This window comes from Paenisporosarcina sp. NPDC076907, from assembly GCF_050269735.1.
Lineage (GTDB): Bacteria > Bacillota > Bacilli > Bacillales_A > Planococcaceae > Paenisporosarcina.
The window spans coordinates 11653-24956 of the sequence record NZ_JBNNIX010000008.1 but is presented as its reverse complement, the minus strand read 5'-3'; the positions used below and the strand labels follow the sequence as shown (position 1 = coordinate 24956).

Sequence of the window (13304 nt, the reverse complement as noted above, 5' to 3'; positions counted from 1 at the left end):
GGAAGGCTCGACTCGAAAACTTGTTTTCGCAGGAGATTAAGGTTCGAAGGCTAAGGCCGCGATGTCCTGCTCCTGCGGTTACTCGTCGCCAAAAGGCTTTGCTCCTGCGGTTACTCGTCGCAAAAAGCTTTTTATCGCAACGCCTTCGTGACCCACATCCTGTGGGCCAAGCTCGAAAAGAAACAACAGGAAAGCGTCTTCTTAATCACATAAGAAGACGCTTTTTTCATGTTATAATGTTCATCAAAAGCATAGTAGTACATGCTCGAAACGAACCATTGGTGATTGGAATGAGGAACAACGATGAATAACGAATGGACGATGCAAAAATTTATGAAAGGTGCAGTTTTATTAACGATTGCCGCCTTAATCGTCAAAGCACTAAGCGCAGTCTACCGAATCCCGTTTCAAAACATTGTCGGAGATCAAGGATTTTACATATACCAACAAGTGTATCCGTTTATTGGGCTACTGACAGTATGGACTTCATATGGTTTCGCGGTTGCCATTTCAAAACTTTTGGCTGATGCCCATGACCAGGCAGCTTCCAATCAACGATCGGTAATTTTACGGACCGCTTTTATATATTTAAGTGTGATATCCATCATCAGTTTTACTTTGCTATTTGGGGGAGCGGATCTTCTAGCTCGCTGGATGGGTGATGGGGAACTGGCGCGGCTATTGCGTACTGGTTCATTTGTCGTATTGTTGATGCCTGTTTTGGCCCTGTTGAAAGGTTCTTTTCAAGCTGAAGGCAGAATGGAGCCGGTTGCGTATGGACAAGTAGTGGAGCAAATGGTTCGTGTGACGGTTATATTAGTTGGGACCTATATTGTGGTACAAACTGGAGCGTCTTTGTATGTTGCCGGGAGCACCGCACTTTTAGGTGCCATTGTTGGGGAAGTTGCGGGGATTATTTTACTCCTTTTATTTATCCGAAAAAAACATACGCCGAAATTAAGTCAGACGGAACATGAGCGCGTTAAAATTGGTCCGATAATAAAAAATTTAACCATCATCAGTTTAAGTGTCAGTATGAGCTCGCTCATATTGTTATTTTTCCAACTGGTTGACTCGTTTACTATTTTCAGTAGCTTGACGGAAACTGGGATGGACCGGTTAACTGCAATGGAAACGAAAGGGACGTATGATCGTGGGCTGCCCCTTGTTCAAATGGGAATCCTCATAGCATCATCCTTGTCACTTTCCGTCGTTCCGTTAATTGCCCACACGACGCAAAAGAAAAGCGGACGCAATGCGATTCCGTATGCTCAATTAACATTCCGAATTGCCCTTTTATTTGGAACGGCAGCTACACTTGGCTTAATTTTAGTATTACCGCCGGTGAATGAAATGTTATTTGAAACAAGAGATCTATCTGCCACATTAATGGTATTTTGTATCCAAATTTTTTGGCTATCGTTAATATTAACGATGACATCTTTATTGCAAGGACTTGGAAAAGTGGTTCTTCCTGCATTCCTTCTGATTGTCGGACTCGTACTGAAGTGGTTGTGCAATGCATGGTTGTTGCCTAAGCTTGGAATTATGGGAGCGGCCATTGCCAGTAACGTTGGATTTGCTGTGATTGCCATCAGTTTATATTGGTATGTCTATTCAATCTGGAAGATACGTTTTGCTTCTGCCAGGTTTTATGTACATTTAGCAGTTGCGTCATTCTTAATGATTTGTAGTGTATTGGCATGGATGTTTGTAGCCGATGATTGGTTATTTGATGGACTTTACAGTCGCCTTGGCGCGATGTTGACGGCCCTCACTAGTGTAGGTTTAGGAGCGGCCGTGTTTTTACTTTACATCGCTAAAAGCCGAATTATTGCGGAGAAAGAGTGGTTTTTGTTGCCGCTCGGTCGAAGAATGGCCATGATTCAATTATGGCTTTACGGTAAAAATAGAAAGTGGTGAGCTTATGAATACAATTACAGTTCTCGGTCTTGGAGCAGGGGATTTGGAACAATTGCCGTTAGGCGTATATAAAAAATTGCTGAAAGCACAAAGGTTATATGTGCGTACAGCTGAACACCCTGTGTTACAGGAATTGAAGGGTGAAGGGATTACATATGAAAGCTTTGATGCGATTTATGAAAAACATGATGCTTTCGAATCTGTCTATAAAGAGATTGTTGAAACATTAATTACACTCTCTCAATCCAATTCTTTATTTTATGCGGTACCAGGTCATCCTTTAGTAGCTGAACAGACCGTTCAATGGCTGGTGGATGCAGAAAAAGAGGGTCGCATTCAACTTGAAATTGTAGGCGGACAAAGTTTTCTAGATCCAATTTTTAATGCCCTGCGCATTGATCCAATTGAAGGTTTTCAATTGCTTGATGGAACAATGTTCAAACGCGACGATGTACAGATGTCCCAGCATGTATTAATTGCCCAAGTATATGACACGTATAGTGCATCTGAAGTGAAATTAACGCTGATGGAAAAGTATCCGGAAGATTACCCGGTTACGATTGTCACGGCAGCTGGCTCCAGTGGAGAAGAACTCCGTACCGTGCCTCTATATGAACTGGACCGTGCAGCGGAATTGAATAATTTGACGACCGTTTACGTGCCTCCGACTACTAATCGTGAAGAGCGCTTGAAAGAGTGGTCTACATTTAGGGAAATCATAGCGAAGCTCCGTGCGCCAGATGGCTGTCCATGGGATCGTGAACAAACACATGAATCATTAAAGAAATACTTAATAGAAGAAGTGCATGAATTTTTACAAGCCGTAAACGATCAGGATGACGATGCGATGATTGAAGAGCTGGGGGACGTGTTGTTGCAAGTATTCTTACATGCTCAAATCGGAGAAGATGATGGGTATTTCAGTTTGGAGGATGTACTTGAAAGTGTGTCTTCAAAAATGATTCGTCGACATCCACATGTATTTGGCGATGTGGAAGTAGAAAATTCAGAGGACGTTTTGCGCAATTGGCAACAATTAAAATCAGCTGAAAAAGGCCAAGACAACTCACGAATTCTGGATGGGCAAGACCGCTCAGAATCTTCTCTTTTAACTTCGTACAACTTCCAAAAAGCGGCCGCAAAAGTAGGGTTTGACTGGCCGGATGCAGAAGGTGCCTGGTTGAAATTTGAAGAAGAATGGAAAGAATTTAAACATGAAATTTTGAATGGTTCATCATCTACGCAGCTTGATGAATTGGGCGATGTGCTATTTACCATCGTCAATGTAGCGCGTTTTTATGGGCTTTCGCCTGAAGAGGCAATGATGCATGCGAACCGAAAATTCAAAACACGTTTTCACTATGTTGAAGACAGCGTGACGAAGGGTAAGGGTGACTTCAAAGCGTATACTTTGGATGAGCTCGAAGCATATTGGCAACAAGCCAAACAAACAAAAGGGGATGAATGACATGAGATTAGATAAATTTTTAAAAGTTTCACGTTTAATTAAACGACGCACACTGGCGAAAGAAGTTGCAGATCAAGGACGTATCACCATTAATGATAAAGTGGGTAAAGCCAGTTCTGTTGTTAAAGTAGGCGATGAATTAGCCATCCGTTTCGGTCAGAAAGTCGTGACTGCTCGCATTGAAATGCTGAAAGATGCAGTTAAAAAAGAAGAATCTACGATGATGTACAGTATCTTAAAAGAAGAGAGACTTGAGAAAGTCGATCCTGAATTTATTGATGATGAAGATTAAATAAAGAGCATGACCAAATGTGGTCATGCTTTTTTGTTTGCCTGCATATAGTAAATGGACTGGACAAGTAAAGGAGGAATTTTATGCAATATCAAGCCGAACATGCATCCATCACGATTCCATCAGGAGATCACGTAATTAATTTGCGAAACCGCAAACGTATGGACTTAACATCCGTCAAATCTATTGAGCGATTTGACCAAGAAGAATTCGCTGTACGTACATCGCAAGGTCATTTAAGTATTAGAGGCGAAGAGTTACGCATTGTTCATTTAGATGTGGACAAGGGGTTACTGACACTTGAAGGTCACGTGCGCACGTTCCAATACGATGAAGAAGAACGTGAACAGAGCCGTAATTTCTTGCATAAATTGTTTGGATGACGATTTCTTATCAATTTTTAAGCCTGTTGGCCATGATTGTCAGTGGCGTGGCCACAGGTTTTTTAGTTGAAAGTTTTCGTGACAGTTGCCAGGCTCTCCGTCCACGTGCTTTATTAAGGCGTTACCAAAAAGTAATTGAAATTTTTTTATGGTTGGGATTAGGAATCGCGAGCTTTTATTTATTATTTTATTTAAGAGATGGATCGTGGCGAGTATACGACCCGTGTGCTCAAATCGCTGGAATTATTCTCTACGAGTTATGGTTCCGCAGGCCGATGCTTTTCGCAAGACGTGTGTTTATGCGATTAATCGTCTATCCGATTTGGTGGGTTATACAACTTTTCATAAAGATTATTCGCTCCATTGTCCTCCTCATTGTTAAGATTTTAATGATTCCTATACGACCTATAATAAAATTATTAGAGAAAATAATAAAATTATTAATAGAAAAAAACCCTTTAAAAACTCCTCAAAAATCTTGAGTTATCAGTTGTTATCGGTTATAATTGCAACTACAAAACGGTTGACAAATTATGGCTGGGAGTGAACAACTTGAGTGTGAATAATCATAACGAAGAAAAACGTAATATTGCTTCTATAAATAAGGATTATGTCCGCTCGGTTGAACGTCACGAAAAACGTCAAAAAGCCCATAAAGTCCGTTTGTTTAGACGCTTAACTGCTTTTACAGTACTTGTAGTGGTGGTGATGGGATGGCTAACCTATACGATGGTTAATCAATCTCATGTACTGGCTGCCAAGGAAGAGAAAAAAGAACAAGCGCTTCAAGCTTTGGAAGAAGTGAAAGATCAACAAGATTTGTTGAATTCTCAAATTCTTAAATTAAATGATGATGACTACATTGCAAAGCTTGCTCGTAAAGAATACTTCCTATCTGAAGAGGGCGAAATCATTTTTGCCATCCCCGAAAAAGAGGAAAATGAAGACAAAAACAACGATTCAAAAGAGTAGTCTTATTGACACTCTTTTTTTGTTGGCTATAATTAAGAATGGAGACCTGTATTTTCAGGTCCGCTATTACGATTACAAGGCTTCCAAAGGAGCCGGCTTAATTTTTAAGGAGGAGCATTTTTTTTATGTCAATTGAAGTAGGCAGCAAGGTACAAGGTAAAGTAACAGGAATCACAAATTTCGGCGCATTCGTCGAACTACCAGGTGGCTCAACAGGTCTTGTTCATATCAGTGAAGTCGCTGACAACTATGTGAAAGATATCAACGAGCATTTGAAAGTCGGCGACATGGTTGAAGTAAAAGTGATGAATGTGGAAGCTGACGGCAAGATCGGCTTATCGATTCGTAAAGCCAAGCCACAAGCTGAGCGACCAGAACGTCCTCAACGTCCACGTCAAAATAATCGTCAAAACGATCGAGATCGTCCGTTTAAAGAGAATTTTGAGCAAAAAATGGCACGTTTCTTAAAAGATAGTGAAGATCGTTTGTCCACTTTAAAACGTGCAACTGAATCGAAGCGTGGCGGTCGCGGCGCAAAACGAGGATAATTTGCTGGCTGTTTTAATCGTAGAAAAAGTGTTTTGTATAGCACCCCTGTTGTCATACAGGGGTGTTTTTTTGTGTTCAAAAAAAGGGTTCCTGAAATGGTTTAGCGAAATTTATCTAGAAAGGAGTGAGGGATATGAAGAAACAACAAATTTTGGAGACTCATAAAAATTATCAAACATGGTTAGATTCGTTGCAAGAGTTGAATAAGGAACAAGCAATGAGTCCGTATGCTCCCGGCAAATGGTCGCCAAATGAAATTATTATGCACTTAGCTGAATGGGATCGGTTTACATTTGAAGAACGGCTACCTGTCATGAAAGAAGGTGCGAAACTTGAAAGTTTCCCGGCGTTCGATGAGTTTAATGCAAAAGCTGCAACTCGTGCTGCTGAACGAACATTTGAAGAAACCATTATGTATGCGAAAAATGAACGTCAACGCATCACGCAAAGTCTTCAAGTCATAGATGAGAATGAATGGGATAAAGGATTCCACATCGGAGATCACGCTTTGTCGATTACAAGCTATTTTACTGATTTTTCTCAACATGATGAGCACCATAAACGACAAATTGAGCAAGTTCGCGGTAGTTAGAGGGTTAATTCGGGAAAATCAAAAGTCCATTTAAAAAAAGTGCAAAGAAAAAACCCACAAGAGAATGTCTCTTGTGGGTTTTTGGGATGACCCCTACGGGATTCGAACCCGTGTTACCGCCGTGAAAGGGCGGTGTCTTAACCGCTTGACCAAGGGGCCTTGTTGTTAATGTCTAGTTTCGAAGTCCAGCTCGCACCTTCGCTTCAGGCCCTTACTTGAAAACAGGTTTTCAAGTCGGTCCTTCCAGCGGCGGAGTCGAGCTACCGTGGACTTCTACACTTTTCTATTATGGCGGCCGAGGGGATCGAACCCCCGACCTCACGGGTATGAACCGTACGCTCTAGCCAGCTGAGCTAGGCCGCCTTTGTTAAAGAACATTTTTAATAATACAAGCGAACATGGGGTGTGTCAAGCGGTCTTTTGAAAATTTATCACGTTTCTTCTGATATTTCGTCGAAATGTTTTTTGTGCGCGCTGTCATGAATAGACAAACTTTAAACAAACCATCTCCTATAATGAAAACCATCGTAGGGGAAGGGATTGGTTTCATGAAATCGTGGACAACTGATGCTGTGAAGAAAATGCCTGTTTGGAGTCGTTGGGTGCAAGTTATAAAAAAGAAAAAATTGAAAATCACATTATCCGTACTTATTCTATTTTTTGCATTCTTTTTATCGAAAGCGGTGTTGTTTGAAGCAGCCGTTCCATTTTTTCTACCCATTTGGGCCATTGTGGCAAGGCGGTACCCACGTTATCTACCGTTTGTTTGGATTGGGGGTCTCAGTGGGAGCTTGACGCTCGGTATCGGACAAACCGTCCTCCATGTCCTGCAAGTCGGTGGTTATCAAGCGGTGAGTCAAGTTCTTCGAAACAAAAAGTTGATTCCGTTCCAGGTAGCTATGGTGATCTTGCTTGTCCAAGTCGGATGGCAATGGGTCTCGTACGGAGGAGAAATTCCACTCTCCGTATCATTGCTCGTTTTGTATGAAAGTATTTTGTCCGCGATTATGACCGTCTTTTTATTCCAGTTATTTGTCCCGATGCACGCTTTAACAACTGCCAAGTGGACGTTTGAACGCATCGGAGCAGCGGTTATGGTGAGCGCGTTAATGCTAACGGGAATGGGAGGTTTATTATTTGGGCTCATTTCCATTCCACTTGTACTCGTTCATGTTGTGCTGTTCGGGGCGGTCAGTGTGGGGGGGGTATTCGTTGGGACTGCTGTTGCCACAATCATGGGAACAATCTTGAGCTTGTCTCAACTCTCATTCAGCGGCATGATTGCCGTTTATGCCTTATCCGGGCTGTGTGCAGGGCTATTTCAAAATAAAGGTCGTCTGTGGATGGCAATCGGATCAATAGGTGCAGCTCTTTTCTTCACTGTATATGACACGTCACTACCACTTGATAAAGTCTATTTTGCTTCACTGGCTCTAGCGATGATGATTTTCTTTATCATGCCATCTTCATGGATAAGCTATGCGCAAAATCAGTTGTTCCCGAAACCTTCGTCCGTATTATTTAAGAGACAGCAATGGCTAACAGATAAAGTGAATACACAACTTTATGATTTTCAGCAGTTCGTCGAGTTTATTACGCAGCTTGTTAACGACCGTTTCCCAACGCAAAAAGAAATTGCTTCAACAACCCACACACCCGATTACTCAGTTTGTGGATCGTGTTTCAGGCAAGATAAATGTTGGGGTACGGAAAATCAAGGCATGTACCCAATTGTGGATGAATGGAAAGAGATGCGTGGGCATACAAAATCCGGTGTTCGTTATCGGTTAAATGATCGAATTCAAGAAAAATGTGTACGTTCAAGTGGAATGATTGATGCTCTTGAAGAGGAATACGCAAACAAAAAACTGGCTGGACATTACGCACATGGCAAGAAAATGCTTGCCTATCAACTGCGTGACATGAGTAAGCACGTAAGTGAACTGATGGCAGATCTTCAGCTAAATGAAGCGAACCATGAATCAGAAGAAGAGAAAATTTCTAAACGGTTGGATGACGCAAAAATCGCGCATTTTCAAATTGATATGTTATCGGAAGAACCGGGATCCAGGAAAATTGTATGTTGTTTGCCAGTGAAACAAGCAGAATGGGAAACGAATCAAATGGTCGGGGAACGATTGATTATTCCTATTCTTCATGAATTATATGATGAACCATTCGAAATTAGTCGTACAACTGAAATACAAGATCCATTTGCTCATCTTCAAATCACATTCCAATCTGCCGTCAGATTTACGTATGATTATGGGGTATTTACAAGGTCATTCCAGAATACGGTTTACTCAGGAGATGCTCATAGTGTAATTCCATTGCATAGCGGGCTTGTCGCATTTGTATTATCGGATGGAATGGGCCAGAACATGGAAGCGTATCACGAAAGCAGAAAAGTCATTCGTTTGTTGCGCGAATGCTTGCAACATCAGATGAATCCAGAAACGGCGATGCACACGCTACATTATGTCATGTCACTCAAACACCATTCGGATCTATATGCAACGGTGGACTTAGCGTTGCTGGATTTGCAGCAAGGAAAACTTTGGTCATTTAAAGCGGGAAGTATGTCTACGTATTTACTAAGAGGGAAAGACTGCGTAAAGATTGACAGCCAAAGTGTACCGATTGGGTTCCTGCCGACCATGTCCGTGGATGCGGAAGAGCGTATTGTAAAAGACGGCGATATTTTAGTCATGTTGTCAGACGGCATGTTCTCCCCAGACTACTCGTTGGAAGAACAAGAAAATGAATTGATTCGATTGATGAGAAAGTATGAATCGACACCTACAGGTTCACTTGCTGATTTATTGGCTGCCGAATTCAGTCGCAAATATCCTGCTGCTGAAGATGATCGAACGTTAATTGTTGTAAAAGTGAAGCATGCTGTTCCAGAATGGTCATTATTTTCACCGTCTTATCGAAATATTTCCCGGGAAAGAATGATAAAATAGAATAAAAGCTAGGAGGTGACAAGAAGTTGGGTTTTCGTAATGAAGTATTGACGTATAATCAGAGACATCAATTAATAAGCGAAGGGGATCGACTTCTTGTCGCTTGTTCCGGGGGCGCAGATTCAGTTGCGCTCCTCACTTTTTTACATCAGCAAATAGATGACTTGGATATCGAAATCGGCTGTATTCATGCGAACCATGGCCTCAGAGCTGAAGAGTCAGACGAGGATGAACAGTTTGTTCAAACATTATGTCAAAGCTTACAAATCCCGTTCTATACCAAAAACCTGGATATACCAGAAGTTTTACAACGAGAAAATGGGAATTTGCAAGATGTGTGCCGTCGTGAACGTTATCACTTTTTTGAACAAACGATGAAAGTAAAGGGGTATAACAAGCTGGTAGTCGGCCATCATGCAGACGATCAAGTAGAATCGGTGTTTATGGGATTGACAAGGGGTACACGAGCGAATGGTATGTATGTCAAAAGAAGTTTTGGGACAGGAGAGTTAATTCGTCCGCTGTTATCAGTTACACGACCGCAGATTGAACATTATTTGAACAAACAGCAGTATACATACCGTGAGGATTCAAGCAATCAAAAGGATACATACACGCGTAATCGGTTCCGCCGTCATATTATGCCGCTGGTTCAAGAAGAAAACCCAAATGTTGCAAAAGCAATCGCCCAATGGACACAGCAACAGCAACAAGATGAACAGTTGCTGCATAAGCTTGCGGTGAAAGAATATGAGGGAATTGTCGTTTCATCTTCCCATCATTCATTGGCAATTGACTTAAATCGTTTTCAAGACATCGAGCTCGCTTTACAAAAAAGAGTCGTTCTACTACTATTAAACTATCTATACCCAAATGAAAAATTATGGTTGAGTCATTCACTTATTGATCAAATCCATAACCAGTGTCTCGAACGTGACGGTTCAAGTGAGGTTCATCTTCCTAAAGGAAGAAAGGGGTACCGCCACTACTCGACGATGCTTTTTTCTTTTGATGAAACACATTTTTCCGCCCCCATATCGGCAACGATATCTGACGATGGTCAATGGCATTCTGTCGGATCGGACTTGCGGATAAAATTATGTAACAAAGATGATGCGTTTTGTTTTGGTACCGGGTGGTATGTAACACTTGAGCCAAACGAGCTACCGATACGTCTGAGAGGAAGACTGACGGGAGACCGGATGTTGTTAAAAGGAATGAAAGAGGCCAAACGATTGTCTCGTCTACTAATTGACGAAAAGGTACCTCGACATACCCGTGATGCCATTCGATTGCTCGTTACGCAACAAGGAGAAATTATTGGTGTGCCTGGTGTAAGATTAGGCGCACGTTTTACCACACAACCACATGATGGTTGTACACATAAGTTCATAATTGAAAAAGAGAGCAACTATGCTTGAGGAGGAACCCCCTATGTTAGAAAAAGATATTCAAGAAGTGTTGATTTCTGAAGAACAATTACAAACAAAAATTCGTGAATTGGGCGAAGTATTAACGGCCGATTACAGCGACAAATTCCCACTTGCAATCGGTGTGCTAAAAGGTGCAATGCCATTCATGGCGGACCTTATGAAACGTATGGATGTATATATGGAAATTGATTTCATGGACGTATCCAGTTATGGAAATGCAACTGTTTCTTCGGGTGAAGTGAAAATCGTTAAGGACTTGAACACAAGTGTTGAAGGTCGTGACGTATTAATCTTGGAAGACATTATCGACAGCGGTTTGACACTTAGTTATTTGGTAGATCTATTCAAATATCGTAAAGCTAAGTCAATTAAAGTTGTTACATTGCTCGACAAACCGACAGGCCGTAAAGTGGATTTACAAGCAGATTATGTCGGTTTCATCGTGCCGGATGCGTTTGTAGTAGGATACGGATTGGACTACATGGAGAAATATCGTAACTTGCCTTACGTAGGTGTTTTAAAGAAAGAAGTTTACTCATTTTAAAAGCACAATCGAAAATCTGTCATGAATTAAATAATAGCGTGTAAAAAGCAAGGCATATCGTTGTACCCTTTTTTCTGCGTATGATAAGATTATCAGTAGTTTTTCTGTATATTTTGTGAGGAGGCTTGGGATGAATCGAATATTTCGATACACCATATTTTATTTATTAATATTCCTCGTGATTATCGGGATTTTTGGTACGTTTAACAGCGGGAAAGACCCAACCAAAGATATCGATTTAGGCGAGTTTATAACAGCGTTAGACAATGGAGAAGTAAAAGAATTCTCCATGCAGCCAGACCAAGGGGTTTATGAAATACGAGGCACGATGAAGGATTATAAAGAAGGTGAAGAATTCGTCACCAATATTCCTCCTGAAATGACATCTATTTATTCGAAAATTACTGACGCTGCAGTAACAAAAGACGTAAAAATTTTAAAAGCACCTGAAACAAGTGGTTGGGTGCAGTTCTTTACTGGCTTAATTCCATTCATTATCATCTTTATCCTGTTCTTCTTCTTGTTGAACCAAGCGCAGGGTGGCGGTAACCGTGTGATGAATTTCGGGAAAAGCAAAGCGAAATTATATGACAATGAAAAGAAAAAAGTGCGTTTCAATGACGTAGCTGGTGCAGACGAAGAGAAACAAGAACTTGTAGAAGTGGTTGAATTCTTGAAAGACCCTCGCAAATTCGATGTAATCGGAGCACGTATTCCTAAAGGGATTCTTCTTGTAGGTCCTCCAGGTACTGGTAAAACATTGCTTGCTCGTGCAGTTGCAGGAGAAGCAGGCGTACCTTTCTTCTCAATCAGTGGTTCAGACTTTGTAGAAATGTTTGTTGGGGTCGGGGCATCTCGTGTTCGTGACCTTTTCGAAAATGCAAAGAAAAATGCACCATGTATCATCTTTATCGATGAGATTGATGCAGTAGGTCGTCAACGTGGAGCAGGTCTTGGTGGTGGTCACGATGAACGTGAACAAACCTTGAACCAATTACTAGTTGAAATGGATGGTTTCGGAGCAAACGAAGGTATTATTATCGTGGCTGCAACGAACCGCCCAGATATTCTTGATCCAGCTCTTCTTCGTCCAGGACGTTTTGACCGTCAAATCACGGTTGGTCGCCCGGATGTTAAAGGTCGTGAAGCGGTACTACAAGTACATGCACGCAACAAGCCTTTAGATGAGCATGTGGATTTAAAAGCAATCGCACAACGCACACCAGGTTTCTCTGGTGCTGATTTAGAAAATCTTTTAAACGAAGCGGCTTTAGTTGCTGCCCGTCGCAATAAGAAAAAAATTGATATGTCCGATATCGATGAAGCAACAGACCGTGTTATTGCGGGTCCTGCGAAAACCGGTAAAGTCATATCTGCAAAAGAACGTAATATTGTGGCCTACCACGAAGCTGGTCACGTTGTTATTGGATTGACATTGGATGACGCTGAAATTGTTCATAAAGTAACCATCGTTCCTCGTGGGCAAGCAGGCGGCTATGCCGTGATGTTGCCGAAAGAAGATCGTTACTTCATGACAAAACCTGAGTTACTCGATAAGATTTCAGGTTTACTTGGTGGACGTGTAGCTGAAGATATCGTCTTCGGTGAAGTGTCAACAGGAGCTCACAATGACTTCCAACGTGCAACGAGTATCGCTCGTAGCATGGTAACAGAGTACGGAATGAGTGATAAACTCGGACCGATGCAGTTTGGTCAAGCGCAAGGCGGAAACGTCTTCTTAGGTCGTGACTTCAATTCTGAGCAAAACTATTCAGATGCGATTGCTTACGAGATTGATCAAGAAATGCAAAGCATGATCAAAGAGCAGTACGCCCGTACAAAAGAAATTTTGACGGAAAAACGCGACTTGCTTGAATTGATTGCGAAAACACTTCTTGAAGTGGAAACGCTTGATGCTGGTCAAATTCTACACTTGAAAGAACATGGTACTTTACCAGTTCGTCCGCATGATGTTTCAAAAGATGATGCTGCTGACAAAAAAGAAGATGTAGAAACAAAGGTTGACGGAGTGACACCAGATGTTACAGGCGCACCTAACGATCCATCAATTGCAGATTTACCGAAGGAAGAAACGACGGTTGAACCTTCAGGAGACATTAAAGAAGACCGTAAATAATAACTAAAACCAATTAAGCTGATTGACCTCCCACTGCGGAAGTCA

General features: G+C 41.6%; 12 protein-coding genes and 2 tRNA genes. 12 read left to right on the top strand and 2 right to left on the bottom strand.

What is annotated here, in order from left to right:
• The first annotated feature begins 303 nt into the window (after positions 1 to 303).
• The 8 genes from ACQKEV_RS16965 to ACQKEV_RS16930 all read left to right on the top strand — a co-directional run bounded on the left by ACQKEV_RS16965 (position 304) and on the right by ACQKEV_RS16930 (position 6179).
• Positions 304 to 1923: a putative polysaccharide biosynthesis protein gene (locus ACQKEV_RS16965; RefSeq protein ID WP_427448021.1), complete on the top strand. Its 1620-nt coding sequence runs from the start codon at positions 304 to 306 to the stop codon at positions 1921 to 1923.
• 4 nt (positions 1924 to 1927) lie between these two features.
• A complete protein-coding gene (gene mazG, locus ACQKEV_RS16960) occupies positions 1928 to 3391 on the top strand; it encodes a nucleoside triphosphate pyrophosphohydrolase (protein WP_427448023.1) in 1464 nt (487 codons plus the stop codon).
• A 1-nt stretch (position 3392) separates the two neighbouring features.
• A complete protein-coding gene (locus tag ACQKEV_RS16955) occupies positions 3393 to 3683 on the top strand; it encodes an RNA-binding S4 domain-containing protein (RefSeq protein WP_427448024.1) in 291 nt (96 codons plus the stop codon).
• A gap of 83 nt (positions 3684 to 3766) precedes the next feature.
• Positions 3767 to 4066: a sporulation protein YabP gene (yabP, locus tag ACQKEV_RS16950; protein ID WP_269927575.1), complete on the top strand. Its 300-nt coding sequence runs from the start codon at positions 3767 to 3769 to the stop codon at positions 4064 to 4066.
• On the top strand, positions 4063 to 4548 hold the full coding sequence (yabQ, locus tag ACQKEV_RS16945; RefSeq protein WP_427448025.1) for a spore cortex biosynthesis protein YabQ: 486 nt from the start codon (positions 4063 to 4065) through the stop codon (positions 4546 to 4548). Before yabP ends, yabQ begins: the two co-directional genes overlap by 4 nt.
• A 76-nt stretch (positions 4549 to 4624) precedes the next feature.
• A complete protein-coding gene (locus ACQKEV_RS16940; RefSeq protein ID WP_427448051.1) occupies positions 4625 to 5038 on the top strand; it encodes an FtsB family cell division protein in 414 nt (137 codons plus the stop codon).
• A gap of 125 nt (positions 5039 to 5163) precedes the next feature.
• Positions 5164 to 5586 (top strand): S1 domain-containing RNA-binding protein, encoded by a 423-nt coding sequence (locus ACQKEV_RS16935; protein WP_269927577.1) that lies wholly within the window; start codon positions 5164 to 5166, stop codon positions 5584 to 5586.
• 134 nt (positions 5587 to 5720) lie between these two features.
• Positions 5721 to 6179 carry a DinB family protein gene (locus ACQKEV_RS16930; RefSeq protein ID WP_427448027.1) on the top strand — a complete coding sequence of 153 codons (459 nt, stop codon included), beginning with the start codon at positions 5721 to 5723 and terminating at the stop codon, positions 6177 to 6179.
• Positions 6180 to 6266: 87 nt separating this feature from the next.
• Here ACQKEV_RS16930 and ACQKEV_RS16925 read toward each other — a convergent pair.
• Together ACQKEV_RS16925 and ACQKEV_RS16920 are read right to left on the bottom strand one after the other, a co-directional pair.
• Positions 6267 to 6338: transfer RNA gene (locus ACQKEV_RS16925), tRNA-Glu, on the bottom strand.
• Between the two features lie 130 nt (positions 6339 to 6468).
• A tRNA-Met gene (locus ACQKEV_RS16920) sits at positions 6469 to 6542 on the bottom strand.
• 185 nt (positions 6543 to 6727) lie between these two features.
• Here ACQKEV_RS16920 and ACQKEV_RS16915 point away from each other — a divergent pair.
• From ACQKEV_RS16915 to ftsH, 4 genes are all read left to right on the top strand, one after another.
• Entirely contained in the window at positions 6728 to 9145 is a 2418-nt protein-coding gene (locus ACQKEV_RS16915; RefSeq protein ID WP_427457989.1) for a SpoIIE family protein phosphatase, read from the top strand.
• 26 nt (positions 9146 to 9171) lie between these two features.
• Positions 9172 to 10566, top strand: a complete 1395-nt coding sequence (gene tilS / locus ACQKEV_RS16910; protein ID WP_427448030.1) for a tRNA lysidine(34) synthetase TilS — start codon at positions 9172 to 9174, stop codon at positions 10564 to 10566.
• A gap of 13 nt (positions 10567 to 10579) precedes the next feature.
• Positions 10580 to 11122 (top strand): hypoxanthine phosphoribosyltransferase, encoded by a 543-nt coding sequence (hpt, locus tag ACQKEV_RS16905; protein WP_269927581.1) that lies wholly within the window; start codon positions 10580 to 10582, stop codon positions 11120 to 11122.
• 130 nt (positions 11123 to 11252) lie between these two features.
• Positions 11253 to 13259, top strand: coding sequence for an ATP-dependent zinc metalloprotease FtsH (gene ftsH, locus ACQKEV_RS16900; RefSeq protein WP_427448031.1), 2007 nt, complete (start codon positions 11253 to 11255; stop codon positions 13257 to 13259).
• Positions 13260 to 13304 lie beyond the last annotated feature (45 nt).